A 17,147-nucleotide genomic window follows, 5' to 3' on the forward strand; every position below is an offset into this window, starting at 1 on the left:
CGACCCGCGTGTTTGACCACCAGAAAGATCAAGATCGCCGCGGGTGCCTGCTCCATCCGGGTGCCCCTGGACGGTCCGCGGAGGCCGCCCCGGAACCCCGGCGCGACCTCCGCGGACCTGCGATGAAGGGTCAGGGGACGGCCGGCACGGGCACGTCGACGTGGACCACGCCGCCGTCGACGACGACGCGGTAGGTGCGCACCGGCTCCTTGGCCGGCAGGCAGGTGGGCGCGCCGGTGCGCAGGTCGAACTGCGCGGCGTGCAGCGGGCACTCGACGAAGCAGCCTTCGACCCAGCCGTCGGCGAGCGAGGCGTCCTGGTGGGTGCACGTGTCGTCGATGGCGAAGAAGCCGGCTTCGGTGTGGAACACCGCGACCGGGACCGGGCCGTCGAGCCGCACGGCTTCCCCCACGGGCAGATCGGCGACGGCGCACGCTCGGATCATCGAGGCCTCCGGAGAACAACTGACGGGGTGCCGGGACGGTTCGTAAAAGTTGCGCATGGCGCGACACTGCGCTTCCTGCGCAACAATCCGGCTCGGGTGGCGCCCACGTCAAGAGATTCGCCCACTCAGCCGATAGGAACGGCGCGAAACGGATACTGTTGCGCTATGCGGAACCAGGACTCGGGCAACGCAACTCAAAGCCAGGTGCAGTCGGTCGACCGGGCGATCAGCGTGCTGGAACTGCTCGCCCGCAACGGCGAAACCGGCATCACCGAGATCGCGGGCGAGCTGGGCGTCCACAAGTCGACGGCGTCGCGGCTGCTCAGCGTCCTGGAGGCGAGAGGCCTGGTCGAGCAGCTGGGCGAACGCGGGAAGTACGCGATCGGGTTCGGGATCGTGCGGCTGGCCGGCGCCGCGACCGGCCGGATGGACCTCGCCAAGCTGGGCCGCGCCAGCTGCCAGTCGCTCGCCGAGGAGCTGGGCGAGACGGTGAACATCGCCATCGCCGACGACGGGGTCGCGATCAACATCAGCCAGGCCCGCGGCTCGGCGGCGATCACGACGCAGAACTGGACCGGCCAGCGCACGCCGCTGCACGCGACCTCCAGCGGCAAGATCCTGCTGGCGTACATGGCCGAAACCGAGCGCAAGCGGGTGCTGAAGCGGAAGCTCGAGCAGTACACCCCGCGCACGACGGTCGAGCCGGACGAGCTGATGACCGAGCTGGACCGGGTGCTCGAGGACGGTTTCGCGGCCTGCTACGAGGAACTCGAGCTCGGCATGCACGCGGTCGCCGTGCCGATCCACGGCCCGGGCGGCGACGTCGTCGCGGCGATGAGCGCGTCCGGTCCGTCGTACCGGCTTTCGAAGCAGCGGGTGAAGCAGATCGTGCGGCCGATGACCGAGGCGGCGGACGAGCTTTCCGCGCAGCTGGGCTACTTCCGGGACTAGCCGAACATCCGGATATCCGGATATGTTGTGGGCATGCGTGTTCTCGTGATCGGGCGCGGCCCGGTGGCCAGGGTGCTGGTGACGTCGATGGCACCGGCCCATCAGGTGACGCTCGCGGTGCGCGAGCCGGGAGCGGATTCCCTGCTAGTCACGACCCGCCGGCTGCGTCGGGGCGGGCGCGTCGAGCGCCGGGTCGGCGTGGCTCCGGTCGACGGCCCGGCCCAGGACTGGGACGTCGTCGTCAGCACGGCGTCGCCCGCCGAACCCGCGGTGGCCCGGCTGCTCGGCGGGTCCGGCGCGGTCGTCGCCGCGGTCACGCAGGTGCCGTCGGAGGTGGCGCGGCTGCGTGAGCTGGCGGGTGCGCGGCCGTGGGGCCTGGTGGTGCCCGAGTTCGTCGCCGCGGAGGACTGGTGGTGGCAGCCGGGCCGGTTCCGGGTCACGACCACCGGTCCCGCTTCCCTGGGCTCCTTGTTCGCCCGGTCGCGCAGCGCGTCTTCGGCCGCACCACTGATCTCCGCCGCGGGCATGATGCCGGTGGTGGCCGGGCTCCAGGCCGCGGGCTTCGACCTCGCGGCGGCTCGCCGGGCTTCGCGGCCGCTGGCGACTGCCGCGAGCCAGGCCCGCGCCGCGGTCGCGGCGGAGTTCGGGGTCCGGCGGCCGAAAGCCGTCCGCCCGGCCGCTGTCCGTGCCGCGCTGACGGTGTTGCCGCGCCTCGCGCCTTTCGACGTGCCGGAGTACCTGCGAAGCCACTTCGGCGGACACAGCGCGCAGACTGCCCGCATGCTGCACGACTGGATCGAACTGGGCCGACGGCACACTCTTCCGGTGCACGAACTCGAAGCGCTGCTTCCCTCGGCGGTGGCCGGATGATCCACGACGCGCTCACGACCGCGTTGCCGGTCATGCGGGCGCTCGGCGAGGAGACGCGGGTGCAGATCATCGGCGCGCTCCTCGAACGCGACGGCGTCGCGACGGTCGGCGAGCTCCAGTCGGCACTCGGGCTCCCGCAGTCCACAGTGTCGCGCCACCTGCGGATCCTGCTGGACGCGCACCTGCTGGCGGTCAACCGGGCGGGCGCGCAGCGGGTCTACCGCCTCGACGTCCCCACCGCCGCGCTCGACGCTCTCGACGACCTCGTCGGCGAAGTGCGCAGGTGCCAGGCGGAGCCGCACGCCTAGGGGTACAGCCGCGCCATCGCCCGGATGGTCTTTCCCATGTGCGCCACCAGTTCCGCCGGCTCCAGCACCTGCGCGTCCGCGCCGAGGCGCAGCAGTCCGGCGGCCGCGTGGGGCACGCTCTCCAGCGGCACGCGAGCGCGCTGCCACCCGTCGGCGTCCGCCGGTTCGAGCGTGCGCGCGACCAGCCGGGCGGCTCGCGGGCCCAGGATGTCCGGCAGGGCCTCGATTCCCGCCGGCGAGAGCCGCACGACGGCGGTCTCGCCGGCCTCACCCCCTTCGTAGCTTTCGACGTTGGCGCGCCAGAATTCCGCCAGGTCGAACCCGTCGGGCCGGGTGAAGTGCTCGTCGAGCGGCCGCAGTTCCCCGACGTTCCCGACGCGGTAGGTGCGCACCCGCGGCCCGGCGACGAGGTACCAGACGCCCGCCTTCAGCACCAGGCCGAGCGGGTGCAGCCGCCGTGTCACCACTCCCGGCGCCGGCGACCAGCGGCGGTAGGAGACTTCGACGACCTGGTCCCGCCACAGCGCTTCGGCGGCCGCGAGCAGCTGCGGCACCGGGTCGGCCTCGCGGTACCAGCCGGGCGCGTCGAGGTGGAAGCGCTGCCGGATGCGCGCCGACGCGTCGCGGTACGGCGTCGGCAGCGCCGCCATCAGCTTCAGCTCGGCCGCGGCCACCTGCGCGCCGAGGCCCAGTTCGGCGGCCGGCTGCGGCAGGCCGGTGAGGAACAGCGAGCCGGCCTCCCCCGCGGTCAGCCCGGTCAGCCGGGTCCGGTAGCCGTCCATCAGCTGGTACCCGCCGTCCGGACCGGTCTCGGCGTAGATCGGCACGCCCGCCGCGGCGAGCGCTTCGACGTCCCGGTACACCGTCCGCGCGGTCACGCCCAGCTCGGCCGCCAGCTTCGCCGCGCTCATCCGCCCGCGGTTCTGCAGCAGCAGGAGCAGGGACACCAGCCGGCTCGCGCGCACCCGGCGAAGTCTGCCAGTCACCACTGACAAAAGGTGTCAGTGGCGGCGGCCCAGGATCGCCGTCATGAACGACTTCGACTTCTTCATCGGCTCCTGGACCGTGACGAACCGCCGGCTCGCCAAGCCGCTCGCCGGCGGTGACGACTGGGACGTCTTCCCCGGCACCTCGACCTGCTGGTCGCTGTTCGAGGGCGGCGGCAACGTGGACGAGATCGTCTTCCCGACCCTCGGCAGCCGCGGCTGCACCCTCCGCCTCTTCGACGTCGAGCGCAAGGAGTGGTCGCTGTACTGGGCCAACAGCCGCACCGGGGTGCTCCAGCCGCCGGTCGTCGGCGCCTTCGACGGCGGCCGCGGCGACTTCTACGGCGACGACACCCACGAAGGCGCGCCGATCAAGGTGCACTACGCGTGGACCGGCATCGAGACGGCCACGCCGCGCTGGGAGCAGGAGTTCTCCGCGGACGGCGGCCGGACCTGGGAAGCCAACTGGGTCATGGAGTTCGCCCGCGCCTGAGCGGGCACCTTTTCGGGCGCTTGACACCGCGTCTCGCATCACGCACGTTGTTGCCGAAGACGCAACTTCGTCGCCCGGAGGGAACGCGATGGCAGGACGGCCCCGGGTGGTCGTCGTCGGCGCCGGCCTGCTCGGCTGCGCGCTGGCCGACGAGCTGACCGAGCGCGGCTGGACCGACGTCACCGTGCTGGGCGGCGGCGAGGTGGCCGACGACCCCGGGCTGGTGTTCCGGGTCGACGCCGACCGCACGCTGACGGAGTTCGCGAAGTACACCGTCGAGAAGTACGCCGGCCTCGACGGCCGGTGGTGCTTCAACCCGGTGGGCAGCCTCGAAGTGGCGACCACGCCCGAGCGGCTCGAAGAGCTGAAGCAGCGCCGCGGCTGGGCGACGTCGTGGGGCGTGCGCGCTTACCCGCGCACGCCCCGCGAGTGCGCCGACCTGCACCCGCTCCTCGACGAAACCCGGGTGCTGGGCGGGCTGCACGTTCCCGGCGACGGCCTGCTGCACGCCCGGCGTGCGGCCGAAGCCCAGGCCCGGCGGGCGAAGGCCCGGGGCGCCCGGTTCGCCACCGAGGACGTCGTGGCGGTCGACCGATCGGGCGGGCGAGTGACCGGCGTCGTCACCGCGGCCGGGCGGTACCGCGCCGACGTCGTCGTGTCGTGCGGCGCGGGACTCCTCGCCGGCTTGACCGTGCCGCGCGTGGCGCGGACCCACGAGTACGCGATCACGGCACCGCTGCCGGAACTGGCCGGGGACAACGACGAACACGTGCAGGCGGGCAAGCCCGTGCTGCGCCACCTCGACTCCGGGATGTACGTCCGCGAGCACGTCGACCGGCTCGGTTTCGGCGTGACCGCGGCGGCCGGGCCGCTCCCCGCCCTCCGCGGCGCCGAGGTCGAAACCACGGCGACGGTGGTGCTGCCCGGCACCCCGGACGGGCAGCCGCTGCTCGGCGAGCACCCGGACCTCGACGGCTTCTGGGTGGTCGAAGAGGTCCGGCCCGAACACTCGGCGGGCGTCGCGCGCGAACTGGCGCGCTGGCTCGTCGACGGGCAGCCGACGCTGGCCCTGCACGGCTGCGACCTCGCCCGGTTCGCGCCGTCGGCCCGGTTCACCGCGGAGCCGGTGCGGACGAGTCCCTTCCACGAACGGCAAGTCGCGCTGGGCGCGCACTTCGCTCCGGCGGACGGCTGGGGACGGCCGGAGCGGTACCGGTCCGACGCCGCGGCGGAGGCGCACGCGGCCCGCGAGCGCGTCGCGATGTTCGACCTGACGTCCGTGCCGCGGCTGGCGGTCACCGGACCCGGCGCACTGCCCTTCCTGCGCGCGATGACGACCGGTGATCCGGCGGAACCTAGCACGGCGGTGTCCACTTTGCTGCTCGGCGAGGACGGCGGGGTGCGTGGACAGCTGGTCGTGGCCCGGCTGGGTCCCGAGCGGTTCCACGTCAGCGCGGGCGGGCGGCTCGACTTCGCCTGGCTGCGGCGGCACCTGCCCGGCGACGGCACGGTGCAGCTCCACGAGACCACATCCGGCACGTGCTGCGTCGGTGTGTGGGGCCCGGCTGCCGGCACCGTCCTGCCCGAACTGTCCACAACGGACTCATCGGCCGAAGAGACCTGCGTCGGGGACGTCCCGGTGGTCGCGTTGCGACTGTCCACTGCGGACGAGCCCGGCTGGGAGCTGCACACGACGGCGGACCTGGGCCGGCGCCTCTGGGACACCCTGCGTGAACGGGACATCGCCGTCGCGGGTCAGCAAGCGCTGGCCAGCCTGCGGCTGGAGGCCGGAACCCCGGTCGCCGGCGTCGACTTCACCACCGAGCACGACCCCTACGAGGCCGGGCTCGGGGCCGCCGTCCGCATGGACAAGGGCTACTTCGTCGGCCGCGACGCGCTGGCGGGACGCTCCGCGGCGACCGTGAGCCGGCGGCTGACCCGGCTGACGACCGATGCCGTCGTGGAGGGCAAGGAACCGGTCTTCGTCGAGGGCCGTCCGGCCGGGTACGTCACCAGCGCGGGCTACGGCCACACCACGGGCCGGGCCTTCGCGTTCGCCTGGCTCCCGTTGGAGCACAGCCGCCCCGGGACACCGGTAGAGGTTGAGCACTTCGGCACGCGCGTGCCCGGGAGGGCCGGATGACGCACTACGACGTGATCGTGCTCGGCCTCGGCGGGATGGGCAGCGCCGCGGCCTACCGGCTGGCGCAGCGCGGCCGGCGGGTGCTGGGCATCGACCAGTTCGCGCCGGTGCACAACCGCGGGTCGAGCCACGGCGGTTCGCGGATCACCCGCCAGGCGTACCTCGAGGGACCCGAGTACGTGCCGCTCCTGCTGCGCGCGCACGAGCTGTGGGACGGTCTCGAGCGCGACAGCGGACGGCGGCTGTTCACCCGCTGCGGCGGGGTCATGGTCGGCGCGGCCGGTTCGCGGACGATCACCGGCAGCCTCGCGTCGGCGCGCGCCTTCGGCATCCCGCACGAGCTGCTCGACGCCGCGGAGATCCGGCGCCGGTTCCCCACGATGACTCCCTCGCCGGAGGAAGTCGCGTTGTACGAGCCGGGCGCCGGGCTGGTGTCGCCCGAAGGCAGCGTCGCCGCCCACCTGCAGCTCGCCGCGCGGTCCGGCGCCGAGCTGCACCACGAGGAGAAGGTGTTCACCTGGAGCGCGACGGCCGGCGGCGTGCGCGTCGGGACGTCGCACAGCTACTACACCGCCGGCCGGCTCGTGCTGTGCCCCGGCGCGTGGGCGGGCGAGCTGCTGCGCGGCTTCGGCGTCGAGTTCACCGTGCGGCGGAAGGTGCAGTTCTGGTTCGCGCCTTCGGGCGGGGTCGAACCGTTCCGGCGGCATCCCGTGTACCTCTGGGAAAGCGACGGCTACACGTTCTACGGCTTCCCCGCGCACAACGCGCCCGCGGACGGCGTGAAGGTCGCGTTCCACACCGGCGGCGGCGAGTGCACCCCGGACGGCATCGACCGGACGGTGTCCGCCGACGAGGTCCACGAGATCGCGTCCGCCGTGAAGCACCACCTGCCGACGCTGCCGGGCGCGTTCCTGCGCGCGGCGACCTGCATGTACACCGACACCGCCGACGAGAGCTTCGTCGTGGCACCGCACCCGGACGAGGAGCGCGTGGTGCTGGCGTGCGGGTTCTCCGGCCACGGCTTCAAGTTCGCCCCGGTGATCGGCGAGATCGTCGCGGACCTGGTGGCCGACGGCGCGACGGCGTACCCGATCGCCCGCTTCGACCCGGCCCGGCTACTGCCCTAGCAGCGTCGTCGCGAGGGCTTCCAGGTCGACGCCCGCGACGCCGTCGAGAACGTGCCACGGCGCCAGCCAGCCCGACGCCGCCAGCTCGTCGTACACCGCCGCACACCGCCGCTGCAGGCCGTCGTCGGTCTCGAAGGCGTCGCGCTCGCGGTCGGTCTCCGCTTCCGCGCGGCGCTCGGCCCGCTCGGCCGCCACCGCGGGAGCGACCCGCAGCAGCAGGTGCGCGTCCGGGCGCGGCAGGCCGAAGCGGTCGACCTCCAGCTCCCACACCCACTTCACGACTTCGCCGGCCGCGTCCTGCCGCAGCCGCGCGGCCGCGTACGCCGCGTTGGACGCGACATAGCGGTCGAGCAGGACGACGTCGTGCGCGTCCCGCAGCGCGCGGATGTCGTCCGCCGCGCCGCTGCGGTCGAGCGCGTACAGCACGGCCATGCCGTACACCGAGTCCGCGAGGTCGCCGTGCCCGCGGTGCAGCGCCTCCTTGACGAGGTCCGCGTGCACGCTCTTGCCGTAGCGCGGGAACGCCAGCGACGCGACGCTCGCGCCCTTCGCGCGCAGCTGCGCCGTCAACCCGTCGGCGAGCGTGCGCTTGCCCGCGCCGTCGAGCCCTTCGATGACCACCAGTCGACCCACGGACGCCACAGTAACGGTGCCGTTGGTGGACCGGCGGGCTCGGTGGAAGGGATCGACGCCGAGCCCGCCGGTTCGTCTTCAGGCGGAGATCCGCCGCAGGTGCAGCACGTAGCCGAGGCCGCTGACCGCCAGGACGCCGACCAGGATCAGCAGCGGCACCCAGCCGGTGTCGTGGCCGGAGGGGGCCGGGCCGCCGTCGCCGCGGGGCATCACCTGCGACGTCGCGTCGTAGCCGCCGGCCTCGCCTTCACGGGCGTAGTCCGAGCCGGGGAGCTTGTCGGCGTACCGCTGCGAGACCGTGCGCTGGTAGTCGGCGACGGTGACGGTCTTCGGCTCCGACAACGACGTGAGCCGGCCGTCGCGCACGGCGTACCAGGCGTCGACCTGCGGCTCGTGCAGCAGCTGCGCGCCCGCGGGCAGCGCGCGGGCGTAGCCGCCCTCGACGTCGCCCGAGGCGATGTTGCCCACCTGCCAGGCACCGTCGTCGCCGCGGACCGACCAGAGCGTCGCGGTCCGGCCGTCGGAGGCGCGGACGGGAACGGCGAAGTAGGCGAAGTCACCCGGCGCCGCGCCCGGCTTGCCCGCGACGAAGTCCGGCGAGAGCTCGTAGACCGGGTACGCGTCCGGGGCGATCTCGACGGTCACCGGGCCCTTCGCGTCCGGTGCCTGCGCGAAGAACCGCACGAGGGTGTCCTGGAGACCGGTGGTCGCGGTGTGCGCGGCCACGGCGTCGGCGCTGCTGATGCCGGCGGCCTGGGCCGCGCCTGACACCGGAGCCGTCATCAGCAGCGCCGCGCCGGTCAGCACGGCGAGCGCCAGTCCTCGCCTGCTCATCGGGCGATCCCGGTGAGCGTGTGCGTCCAGGTGAACGACGAGTTGTGGGTGTAGTAGCCGTAGGTCGACCAGTTGTAGCGCTTGGCCGGCCCCGGATCACCCCAGAACACCCAGTTCCCGCGGGTGTCGTAGCCGTAGAGGACGTGCGCGTGACCGCCGCCCGAGCGGTAGCCGACGCGGGTCTCGACCGGGCGGTTCGCCGCGGTCTGCGTCCGGACGTCGGTGTAGGGGATGCGGTGGTCGAGGTAGCGACCGGGCGAGGCGAACCCGAGCGCGGCGAAGGCGCGCCGCGGGCCGGCGAGGGTGCCGGGCAGGTTCGCGCAGGCTTGCCCGGTCTCACCGTGAGCAAGCTGACAGAACCGCGTCTGGTCGACGGCGACGCCGTTGGCGGCCGCGATGGCGGCGCCGGCGGCGGCCCAGCACCACTGGGTCCGCTGCTGGGCCTGGATGGTCACCTGGGTCCGGTAGGTCGACGGCACTCCGGGCGCGGCTCCGGCGGTGACCGGCGCGACCAGGCACAACATCAGGCTCACGGCCAGTGCGGCGTGCACCCGACTCGACTTCACCAGCACGGACGGCCTCCTGCTCGAACGTGGGCGAACCAGCGGTGGTCACAACGGTGAACAACGCGGTCACAAGGAGCAAGAACGCCATCCGGCGGAACGGACCGTTCCGGGGCACAGCCGGAACGCGGAACAGTCACCATAACGAGGCCAACCACCCTGAACGGGGGTCGGCGGGGGCACTCTACGCTGCTAACGTGAACGTTCCGCGGTGTTCACGCCCAGCGCACACACTGGTCGGGTGAAGGGACGAGCGGTGGCACAAGACGGGAACCTCCCACTGATCATCGATGGCGCCCGCACGACCCGGGCATCGGTCGCCGAGCTGCCGAAAGAGCTGACCGAGGCGCTCCGCACCGGCGAGTTCCACCACGCGCTGAGATTGGCGATCGCCTACCGCGGCCTCTCGCTCGCGCGGCTGCGCGCGCACCTCGCGCTGCGCGGGGTCCAAATCGGACAGTCCACGCTGAGTTACTGGCAGCGCGGGCTGCGCCAGCCCGAGGTGCCGAAGGCGCTCCCGGCGGTCCGGGCCCTGGAATCGGTCCTCCAGCTGCCCGCGGACGCGCTGGTCGTGCTGATCGGACCGCGACTGGTCCGCCGCGGCCACCAGCCGGCGGCGTCGTTCCACGACCTGCGTTCCGGTGACATGGGGTCGATCGTCGAGGACCTGCTGGCCGAGCTCGGCGCGTACCCGTCGTCGAACCACTACAACGCCGACCTCGAGCTGCTGTCGGTGCACGACACGATCACGTTCGACGCGGAACACCGCCAAGTCAGCCTTCGCACGCGGCTGGTGACGCGGGCGCGCCGGCACGGGCCCGACCGGTACCTCACGGTGTACAACGGCGATCCGGGGTGCCGCATCGACGACGTCGAGCTGATCACCGACGAGGGTTGCCGGGTGGGGCGGATGCGCCGCAACCCGGACGCGGACACGATGGCGACCGAGCTGCTGTTCGACCGCAAGCTCGCCGAGGGCGACATCCACGTGTTCTGCTTCGAGGTCCGCGACGACTCCGGGTCGGCGTCGCCGGGGTACTACCGGATGCTGCGCGACCGGTGCGCGAGCTACCTGGTCCAGCTGCGGTTCGACCGCAACGCGCTGCCGGCGCGGTGCACGCGCCAGGTCCGGGCGCGCGACGACGCCCTGCCGGTGGTGGCGGAGGAGCTGGCGTGCGACATGGGCGGCGTGAGCAGCGCGTTCTTCAGCGACGCTGGCCCGGGTCTGGCCGGCGTCGCCGTCGAGTGGAACTGAGCTAACGCCCGCGGTGCCTGGCGCGTGACTTGGCTTTCGCCAGGGTCCGCCGCCGGGTCGCTTCGGCTGCGGCCCGGCGTTTGCGCGCCGCCTTGTTCTCGGCCACGCGCTCGGCGACGGACTCGCGCAGGGCGCGTTGCGCGGCCGTGCCGATGCCCTCGTCCGCCTGGTCTGTCTTGGCCAGCTTCGCGAGGCGCTTGGCGTTGAGCCGCGCCGTCGGCCGCTGCCCCGCCGGCACCGGCGGTGCGTCGCGCGCTTCGTCGGCGAGCCGCACGAAGTCGCGCCCCGCGGCGAAAGCGGCGAGTTCGGCGTTGTTCGGCTCGGCACCGAAGACGTGCCGCGCGGCCCGGACCAGGCCGTCTTCGTGGATTTCGTAGACGCCGACCCAGAACCGGCCGTCGTGGTACAGCGTGAACACCCCGTGCATCGGGAACCTCCAGGCGTGACGGATCAGCCTGGCGCCACCGGTTTCCCTTGCCGGGACAACGAGCCCTTGCGGACCGCCCGGACTACCCACCGGGCCGTGAGGTTCGTGAAGCCAAGAACGTGTTCGAGGTTACGCGGGTCCGCCGCCGATGCCGAGTTCGTTTCCCTCGGGATCGCGGTAGATGATCTTGCGCACACCGTTGCCGTAGGTTTCGCGGTCGGCGGGTTCGATGCCGCGGGCGGCGATCCCTTCGACGCGTTCGTCGAGGTCGTCGACGAAGAGGGTGTGGAAGGCGCGGCCGGCCCGGTCGGGTCGCAGCTCGACGACGACCGAGCCGTGCGGGGTGACTTGCCAGAGGGCTTCGGTCTCGCTGATGACGTAGGTGGGCGGGGCGCCGAAGAGGCGTTCGTACCAAGCGAGCGCACCCGCGTAGTCGCGGACGGCGATCCCGGCGAAGAGGTCGACGCTCACAGCACCTCGAACCCGTTGGCCTTGGCGGCGTCGGCCTGCCGCTCGTCGCGGGTGACGAAGGTGATCGGCTCGCCGCCGGCGATTTCGGCCGTGTCGTGCATGGCGACGGCGATGTGGATCGCGTCCAGGGTGCGCACCGGGTAGTTCTCGGTGACCAGCCTCCGGGCCGCCGCGAAGATCCGTTGCGGGGCAAACGGGATCACTCCCAGGATCGTCCGCGAGTCCCGGTCGAACTGGGCCAGGAACTCGCGGGCATCGGGAATCCGCCCGGTTCGTTTGGCCGCGGTGAACGCGCTGGCGCACTCGAGCCGGGTCAGTTCGCTGGTAAGCACGAGGTGCCCGCCGTCGATCAAGAGCTTTCGCAGTTCGGCGTGGTCGGCCTCGTCGGCGAGGTAGGCCCCGACCACGGCACTCGTGTCGGCGTAGAAGACGGTCACCATTCACCTCGGGTCCAGTCGAGCGCCTCGCTGACAGCAGTCCCCCAGCCACGCGAGCGTTCTTCCAGCACGTCGTGCCCCGGCGCTTCGCCCTCCGGCTCGAAAGTGATCAGCTTGCCTTCCGCCACCAGGCGGTCTCTCCGCTCGAGTGCGGTTTCGGTCTTTGCCACAACGCCCCTCAACGCTTCCGTGACCAGGTCGTTCATGCTGCGTCCTTCGGCTTCGGCTCGGGCCTTCAGCCGGGCGTGCAGCTCGTCGTCGATCCTCGTGATCAACTGCTTCACCACTCCATGATAGTACGTCACCCATTCGTGCTATCACTGTGCGGAGCGCAGAACAAAGGGCCGCCCCGAACACTTTCGGGGCGGCCCTGACCAGCTAAAACGCGAGAACCTCAGTACCGGTAGTGCTCCGGCTTGAACGGCCCTTCGACATCCACATCGATGTACTCGGCCTGCTCCTTGGTCAGCTTCGTCAGCTCGCCACCAAGAGCCTGGAGGTGGATCTTCGCGACCTTCTCGTCCAGCTTCTTGGGCAGCCGGAAGACCTCCTTGTCGTACTCCTCGTGCTTGGTGAACAGCTCGATCTGCGCGATCACCTGGTTCGAGAAGCTGTTCGACATCACGAAGGACGGGTGCCCGGTCGCGTTGCCCAGGTTCAGCAGCCGGCCCTCCGACAGCACGATGATCGTGTTGCCGTTCGGGAACACCCACTCGTCGACCTGCGGCTTGATGTTCACCCTGCGGATGCCCGGGTACCGCGCCAAGCCCGCCATGTCGAGCTCGTTGTCGAAGTGGCCGATGTTGCCCAGGATCGCCTGGTGCTTCATCTTCGCCATGTGCTCGACCAGCACGACGTCCTTGTTGCCGGTCGTCGTGATGACGATGTCGGCCTCCGGCAGCGCGTTCTCCAGCGTGCGGACCTGGTAGCCGTCCATCGCCGCCTGCAGCGCGCAGATCGGGTCGATCTCCGTCACGATCACGCGCGCGCCCTGGCCGCGCAGGGACTCCGCCGCGCCCTTGCCGACGTCGCCGTAACCGCAGACCACCGCGACCTTGCCGCCGATCAGGACGTCGGTGCCGCGGTTGATGCCGTCGATCAGGCTGTGGCGGATGCCGTAGCGGTTGTCGAACTTCGACTTCGTCACCGCGTCGTTGACGTTGATCGCCGGGAACAGCAGCTCACCGGCCGCGGCGAGCTGGTAGAGCCGCAGGACGCCGGTCGTCGTCTCCTCGGTGACGCCGCGGATGCCCGCGCCGATCTTCGTCCACTTGTCCTTGTCGGCCGCCACCGAGTCGCGCAGCAGCTCGAGGAACACCTTGAACTCGTCCGAGGTGTTCTCGTCCGGGGTCGGCACGACGCCCGACTTCTCGAACTCGGTCCCCTTGTGGACCAGCATGGTGGCGTCGCCGCCGTCGTCGAGGATCATGTTGGGACCCTCGCCGTCCCAGGTGAGCATCCGCTCGGTGCACCACCAGTACTCCTCGAGCGACTCGCCCTTCCACGCGAAGACCGGGACGCCCTTGGGCTCCTCGGGCGTGCCGTGCGGGCCGACGACGACCGCGGCCGCCGCGTGGTCCTGCGTCGAGAAGATGTTGCAGGACGCCCAGCGCACCTCGGCACCCAGCGCGACCAGCGTCTCGATCAGGACGGCCGTCTGCACGGTCATGTGCAGCGAGCCCGAGACTCGCGCGCCGCGCAGCGGGTAGACCTCCGCGTATTCGCGCCGCAGCGCCATCAGTCCGGGCATCTCGTGCTCGGCGAGGCGGATCTCCTTGCGGCCGAACTCGGCGGCCTCGAGGTCGGCGACAGCGAACTCGATGCCGCCCGAGGTCTGGTGCCGCTTGGCAACGCTTTCGGGGGTCATAGTGGCGATTCCTCCAAGACTCGATGACGTCCGAACACTACCGTTGTCCGCTCGACCTTCCCTAGGATCACGTAGGAGGCCTGCACCGTGCCCATGCCCGGCCCGGACACCCGCGTCGTCGAAATCCGTGTCGCCGGGCTGGTCGGCACCAGCGGCGAGACGCTGCTCGACGCGGTTTCGACCGTCGACGTCGCCGGCGACGGGCTGGGCCGCGTGATCCGCCCGGCGGACCGGCTGCGGCGGCCGGCGCCCGGGCCCGTGCTGCCGGCGCTGGGCCGGTCGATCCCGCGGACCCTCGAAGGCTACCTCTGGAGCGGCATGACGTCCGGGGGTGCCGCGAAGGCCACCTGGGCGCTGCTGTTCCCGTTCTCCCTGGCCAACGTCGCGTTCTGGATGCTGCCGCCGGCCCCGCCGGGCCGCCGCCTCGCGCGCGGGCTCGGCGCCGTGTGCCGCGGCCTCCTGCGCGTCAGCGCCCTGCTGCTGACCATGCTGCTGATGGGCCAGCTCGCGACGATCGCGCTCGACCTGATCGCCGCGCAGTGCCTCGCGCCCGGGTCGGGCTGCCTGCCCGCGGTCCCCGACGCCGTTCGCTCGGTGCCGGCCCGGATCGCCGTCGGCGTGCTGCCCCTGCTGCTCGTGATCTTCGTCCTGCACCGGATCTCGAGCGCGACCTGGGCGGTGCACGCCGACGGCGACCTGACCGACGGGCCGCTGCGGATGCGCGCCGACCCGGAGACGCCGGCGCTGCGCTGCCTGCACACCGTCGCGGCGCTGACCTCGGTCGCCCTGCTGCTGCTCGGCGGGCCGTTCCGGGTGCCGGGGAACGGCTTCGACCTGGTCGTCTGGATCGTGACGCTGGCGCTGGTCGTCGCGACGATCGTGGCCGCCGCGATCGGCGTCGACACCGGGCGGTTCGCCCGGCCCGGCGTGATCGGGCTGGCCGTGGTGCTCGTCGCGCTGGCCGCGGTCCGGCTGCGGCCCTGCGCCGGCCCGCTGCCGGGAACCAACGGCGTCGTCGAAGGGCTCGGCGCGGCCCTGGTCGCCGTCACGGTCCTCTTCGCGCTGTTTCTGCTCCCCGCCGCGCTGCTGGCCCGGCCCGGCTGGGAGCACAAGCCGCGCCGGCTGCGGCCCTGGCTGGGTGGCTGGGCGGCCGCGCCGGTGCTCGCGCTGGCCGGGCTGCTCGGCGGCGGGTTCGGCGCGGGCCTCGCCGAAGCCGTCCGGCGGCTCTCCGGTGCGGGCCTGCTGCGGGTGCCCGACACGTACCTGCTGGTCACGGTCCTGTGGGGCGCCGGGCTGGCGCTGGCCGCGGTGCTCGGCGTGCTGGGCTTCGCGGTCGCTGTCCCGCTTCGCCGGCTGCGGCGGGGCGTCCCGGAGATCGTCGAGCTGATGGAGCACGACGAGCGCCAGGAGGCCCAGGCCGCGGCGGCGTGGGCGCGCTCGGCGTGGGAACGCCGGCACCTGCACCACCTGGCGTTGACGGTCGCGAGCGCGATGTCCGCGGGCGGTGCGGCGCTGCTGGTGCTGCGGTTCGGGTTCGGGCTGGTCCCCGGCTGGTTCGGGCCGCTGTCGGCGATCGGCGTGGTCGCGCTCGGCGCGCTGGCCGCGGGCCTGCTGCGTGTCGTCTACACCGCCGCGCGGACGCCGCAGCGCAGCCGCCACCTCGGGGCGCTGGCCGACCTCGTCTGCTTCTGGCCGCGGGCCGCGCACCCGACCGTGCCACCCTGCTACGCGCTGAAGGTCGTCCCGGAACTGGCCGCGCGGGCGCGCGAGCACCTCGCCGAACCGGGGACGCGGGTGGTGCTCTCCGGCTACAACCTGGGCAGCCTGCTGACGGTCATGGCCGCCGCGCGGCTCGCGGCCGAACTGCCGGCGGGCGACCTCGAACGCGTCGGCGTCCTCACCGCGGGCTCGCCCCTGCAGTGGGGCTACCAGCGCGCCTTCCCGGCCCTGCTCCCCCAGGAAGCGCTCGAGACGCTCTTCGCCGACCTCGACGGCCGGTGGCGCGCCCTGTGCCGCGGCACCGACATCTTCGGCGGCGGCGTGACGACGTGGCGCCACGAGGTCTCCGACCGGCAGCTCTTCGGCGTCGGGTTCCAGCCCGAGGGCGGCTCCGGGCCGCTGAAGGCGCGCGCCGACGAGAACGGCGTCCTCATCCTCGGCGGCGACCACTGGCTGCCGGACCCGCTGCGCGGCCCGACCGGACGCCACCGCTGGGCGCCGGGCGTGCTCAAGCACCAGGACTACGTGGTCGACGCGGAGTGGGACCACGCCGTGGCGATGGCGGCCGGTCTCGGCAAGCCGTCCGGTGGTGAGCAGGGTCTGCTCTTCGGGGACTTCCCCGCGAAACAGTGAAGGCCCCTCGCCGGAGCGAGGGGCCTTCGACCGCGAGCTAGCTCAGCTTCACTCGGAAGCCTTGCGGCGGAACTTCAGCAGCGCGAGCAGGCCGCCGCCGCCGAGGATCAGCAGGCCGGCGATCCAGACCAGCCACATGTTGTCGAACCCGGTGTTGGCCAGGCCACCGCCGGTGCCGGACTCGTTGCCCGCCGGCACGACGGCCGCACCCGTGGTGCTGGTCGGCGCGACCGTGGTCTCCGAGGAGGCCGGAGCGCTCGGCTTCGTGGTCTCGGTCGGCTTGGTCGGCGGCGCGGTGGTGGTCTTCGTCGGCGGGGTGTCCGTCTTGGTGCCGCAGGCAAACCAGTGGCTGATGGTCGGCACGTTCTGGAAGTTCTTGCCGACCATCGGGGCGTGCAGCTTCTCCCACGGCGGAGTGGCCGGCAGGCCCTTCTTGCCCGGACGGTAGGTGTTGTACTCGTTGCCGCCCTTGACCACGATCGCGGCGACCGTGACGCCCTCGGGCACGCCGTTGACGGTCAGGTACTGGTCCTTCTGCGTGCCACCGGTGACCTTGAGCAGGTCGCTCACGTCGATGGCCTTGCGGAGGCCGATGTCCTCGCACTTGGTGGCGTTGCCGACGGTGCCTTCGGCACGGTCGTCACCGGGGACGCACGCCAGCGCGGAGCCGGCGGTGCCGATGAGGGCGGCGGTGGTCAGCGCCATGATCGCGACGGCGCCGCGGAAGGTACGTCTGCGCATTCAGAACTCCTGTACCGGCGGGGAGAGAGCACTTGCGAAATCTGGGGGGTCGCGAAGCCACCGACCGTGTGAATCACGCTGCTGTAATTCACCCGTCAGTGGCGCGCGAAGGATCGAAAGGTATCGCACGTCACTTGGCCCATCACGGGGGGTCCCCCTTTGAGTGCGAAAAGCAAGATCGTCTTAACCGTGCCGTGACCGGGTGTTTCGGTACCATCGCGCGAAAAAGCCCCGCCGACCTGCG

19 protein-coding genes are annotated in these 17,147 nt (G+C 72.2%); 8 read left to right on the forward strand and 11 right to left on the reverse strand.

What is annotated here, in order from left to right; translation table 11 throughout:
* Positions 1–130: 130 nt before the first annotated feature.
* Positions 131–445, reverse strand: coding sequence for a bifunctional 3-phenylpropionate/cinnamic acid dioxygenase ferredoxin subunit (locus tag ACWEVP_RS30415; RefSeq protein WP_452065994.1), 315 nt, complete (start codon positions 443–445; stop codon positions 131–133).
* 165 nt (positions 446–610) lie between these two features.
* Here ACWEVP_RS30415 and ACWEVP_RS30420 point away from each other — a divergent pair, with 165 nt between their 5' ends.
* The 3 genes from ACWEVP_RS30420 to ACWEVP_RS30430 are packed head-to-tail and all read left to right on the forward strand — an operon-like array spanning position 611 to position 2,574.
* Positions 611–1,396 carry an IclR family transcriptional regulator gene (locus tag ACWEVP_RS30420; RefSeq protein WP_452065995.1) on the forward strand — a complete coding sequence of 262 codons (786 nt, stop codon included), beginning with the start codon at positions 611–613 and terminating at the stop codon, positions 1,394–1,396.
* A 33-nt stretch (positions 1,397–1,429) separates the two neighbouring features.
* Positions 1,430–2,266 (forward strand): hypothetical protein, encoded by an 837-nt coding sequence (locus ACWEVP_RS30425; protein ID WP_452065996.1) that lies wholly within the window; start codon positions 1,430–1,432, stop codon positions 2,264–2,266.
* Complete coding sequence (locus ACWEVP_RS30430; RefSeq protein ID WP_452065997.1) at positions 2,263–2,574, forward strand: ArsR/SmtB family transcription factor; 312 nt, start codon at positions 2,263–2,265, stop codon at positions 2,572–2,574. The genes ACWEVP_RS30425 and ACWEVP_RS30430 overlap by 4 nt, the downstream gene beginning before the upstream one ends.
* Here ACWEVP_RS30430 and ACWEVP_RS30435 read toward each other — a convergent pair.
* The gene (locus ACWEVP_RS30435) at positions 2,571–3,539 is read right to left on the reverse strand and encodes a helix-turn-helix transcriptional regulator (RefSeq protein ID WP_452065998.1); all 969 of its coding nucleotides are present in this window, start codon (positions 3,537–3,539) and stop codon (positions 2,571–2,573) included. The genes ACWEVP_RS30430 and ACWEVP_RS30435 overlap by 4 nt on opposite strands.
* Before the next feature lie 64 nt (positions 3,540–3,603).
* Between ACWEVP_RS30435 and ACWEVP_RS30440 the strand changes: the two genes are divergently transcribed.
* The 3 genes from ACWEVP_RS30440 to solA all read left to right on the forward strand — a co-directional run bounded on the left by ACWEVP_RS30440 (position 3,604) and on the right by solA (position 7,323).
* Complete coding sequence (locus tag ACWEVP_RS30440) at positions 3,604–4,053, forward strand: hypothetical protein (RefSeq protein WP_452065999.1); 450 nt, start codon at positions 3,604–3,606, stop codon at positions 4,051–4,053.
* An 88-nt stretch (positions 4,054–4,141) separates the two neighbouring features.
* Positions 4,142–6,196, forward strand: coding sequence for an FAD-dependent oxidoreductase (locus tag ACWEVP_RS30445; RefSeq protein ID WP_452066000.1), 2,055 nt, complete (start codon positions 4,142–4,144; stop codon positions 6,194–6,196).
* A complete protein-coding gene (solA, locus tag ACWEVP_RS30450) occupies positions 6,193–7,323 on the forward strand; it encodes an N-methyl-L-tryptophan oxidase (protein WP_452066001.1) in 1,131 nt (376 codons plus the stop codon). Before ACWEVP_RS30445 ends, solA begins: the two co-directional genes overlap by 4 nt.
* Here solA and ACWEVP_RS30455 read toward each other — a convergent pair.
* The 3 genes from ACWEVP_RS30455 to ACWEVP_RS30465 form a co-directional block, all read right to left on the reverse strand.
* Entirely contained in the window at positions 7,312–7,965 is a 654-nt protein-coding gene (locus ACWEVP_RS30455) for a dTMP kinase (protein WP_452066002.1), read from the reverse strand. The two genes, solA and ACWEVP_RS30455, sit on opposite strands and share 12 nt — an antisense overlap.
* 69 nt (positions 7,966–8,034) lie before the next feature.
* On the reverse strand, positions 8,035–8,790 hold the full coding sequence (locus ACWEVP_RS30460) for a hypothetical protein (protein WP_452066003.1): 756 nt from the start codon (positions 8,788–8,790) through the stop codon (positions 8,035–8,037).
* Positions 8,787–9,362 (reverse strand): papain-like cysteine protease family protein, encoded by a 576-nt coding sequence (locus tag ACWEVP_RS30465; RefSeq protein ID WP_452066004.1) that lies wholly within the window; start codon positions 9,360–9,362, stop codon positions 8,787–8,789. Before ACWEVP_RS30465 ends, ACWEVP_RS30460 begins: the two co-directional genes overlap by 4 nt.
* Before the next feature lie 247 nt (positions 9,363–9,609).
* Between ACWEVP_RS30465 and ACWEVP_RS30470 the strand changes: the two genes are divergently transcribed.
* Positions 9,610–10,608, forward strand: coding sequence for a hypothetical protein (locus ACWEVP_RS30470; protein WP_003085563.1), 999 nt, complete (start codon positions 9,610–9,612; stop codon positions 10,606–10,608).
* 1 nt (position 10,609) lies between these two features.
* On the opposite strand, the gene ACWEVP_RS30475 is transcribed toward ACWEVP_RS30470, so the two are convergent.
* The 5 genes from ACWEVP_RS30475 to ahcY all read right to left on the reverse strand — a co-directional run bounded on the left by ACWEVP_RS30475 (position 10,610) and on the right by ahcY (position 13,810).
* Entirely contained in the window at positions 10,610–11,035 is a 426-nt protein-coding gene (locus tag ACWEVP_RS30475; RefSeq protein ID WP_452066005.1) for a YjdF family protein, read from the reverse strand.
* Positions 11,036–11,164: 129 nt separating this feature from the next.
* Positions 11,165–11,506 carry a VOC family protein gene (locus tag ACWEVP_RS30480; RefSeq protein WP_452066006.1) on the reverse strand — a complete coding sequence of 114 codons (342 nt, stop codon included), beginning with the start codon at positions 11,504–11,506 and terminating at the stop codon, positions 11,165–11,167.
* Entirely contained in the window at positions 11,503–11,946 is a 444-nt protein-coding gene (locus tag ACWEVP_RS30485) for a type II toxin-antitoxin system VapC family toxin (protein WP_452066007.1), read from the reverse strand. The genes ACWEVP_RS30480 and ACWEVP_RS30485 overlap by 4 nt, the downstream gene beginning before the upstream one ends.
* Positions 11,940–12,227 carry a FitA-like ribbon-helix-helix domain-containing protein gene (locus tag ACWEVP_RS30490; protein ID WP_400894586.1) on the reverse strand — a complete coding sequence of 96 codons (288 nt, stop codon included), beginning with the start codon at positions 12,225–12,227 and terminating at the stop codon, positions 11,940–11,942. Before ACWEVP_RS30490 ends, ACWEVP_RS30485 begins: the two co-directional genes overlap by 7 nt.
* A gap of 110 nt (positions 12,228–12,337) precedes the next feature.
* The gene (gene ahcY / locus ACWEVP_RS30495) at positions 12,338–13,810 is read right to left on the reverse strand and encodes an adenosylhomocysteinase (protein ID WP_452066008.1); all 1,473 of its coding nucleotides are present in this window, start codon (positions 13,808–13,810) and stop codon (positions 12,338–12,340) included.
* 93 nt (positions 13,811–13,903) lie between these two features.
* Here ahcY and ACWEVP_RS30500 point away from each other — a divergent pair, with 93 nt between their 5' ends.
* Positions 13,904–16,162 carry a hypothetical protein gene (locus ACWEVP_RS30500; RefSeq protein WP_452066093.1) on the forward strand — a complete coding sequence of 753 codons (2,259 nt, stop codon included), beginning with the start codon at positions 13,904–13,906 and terminating at the stop codon, positions 16,160–16,162.
* A 48-nt stretch (positions 16,163–16,210) separates the two neighbouring features.
* Here ACWEVP_RS30500 and ACWEVP_RS30505 read toward each other — a convergent pair whose 3' ends face one another.
* Positions 16,211–16,903: an LPXTG cell wall anchor domain-containing protein gene (locus tag ACWEVP_RS30505; RefSeq protein WP_452066009.1), complete on the reverse strand. Its 693-nt coding sequence runs from the start codon at positions 16,901–16,903 to the stop codon at positions 16,211–16,213.
* Positions 16,904–17,147 lie beyond the last annotated feature (244 nt).

It is taken from the genome of Amycolatopsis sp. NPDC003865 (assembly GCF_053605345.1).

Bases quoted from the DNA above. Each gene is read 5' to 3' on its own strand.
- ACWEVP_RS30415 (WP_452065994.1), bottom strand. From the start codon at position 445: ATGATCCGAGCGTGCGCCGTCGCCGATCTGCCCGTGGGGGAAGCCGTG.
- ACWEVP_RS30420 (WP_452065995.1), top strand. From the start codon at position 611: ATGCGGAACCAGGACTCGGGCAACGCAACTCAAAGCCAGGTGCAGTCG.
- ACWEVP_RS30425 (WP_452065996.1), top strand. From the start codon at position 1,430: ATGCGTGTTCTCGTGATCGGGCGCGGCCCGGTGGCCAGGGTGCTGGTG.
- ACWEVP_RS30430 (WP_452065997.1), top strand. From the start codon at position 2,263: ATGATCCACGACGCGCTCACGACCGCGTTGCCGGTCATGCGGGCGCTC.
- ACWEVP_RS30440 (WP_452065999.1), top strand. From the start codon at position 3,604: ATGAACGACTTCGACTTCTTCATCGGCTCCTGGACCGTGACGAACCGC.
- ACWEVP_RS30445 (WP_452066000.1), top strand. From the start codon at position 4,142: ATGGCAGGACGGCCCCGGGTGGTCGTCGTCGGCGCCGGCCTGCTCGGC.
- solA (WP_452066001.1), top strand. From the start codon at position 6,193: ATGACGCACTACGACGTGATCGTGCTCGGCCTCGGCGGGATGGGCAGC.
- ACWEVP_RS30460 (WP_452066003.1), bottom strand. From the start codon at position 8,790: ATGAGCAGGCGAGGACTGGCGCTCGCCGTGCTGACCGGCGCGGCGCTG.
- ACWEVP_RS30475 (WP_452066005.1), bottom strand. From the start codon at position 11,035: ATGCACGGGGTGTTCACGCTGTACCACGACGGCCGGTTCTGGGTCGGC.
- ACWEVP_RS30485 (WP_452066007.1), bottom strand. From the start codon at position 11,946: ATGGTGACCGTCTTCTACGCCGACACGAGTGCCGTGGTCGGGGCCTAC.
- ahcY (WP_452066008.1), bottom strand. From the start codon at position 13,810: ATGACCCCCGAAAGCGTTGCCAAGCGGCACCAGACCTCGGGCGGCATC.
- ACWEVP_RS30500 (WP_452066093.1), top strand. From the start codon at position 13,904: ATGCCCGGCCCGGACACCCGCGTCGTCGAAATCCGTGTCGCCGGGCTG.
- ACWEVP_RS30505 (WP_452066009.1), bottom strand. From the start codon at position 16,903: ATGCGCAGACGTACCTTCCGCGGCGCCGTCGCGATCATGGCGCTGACC.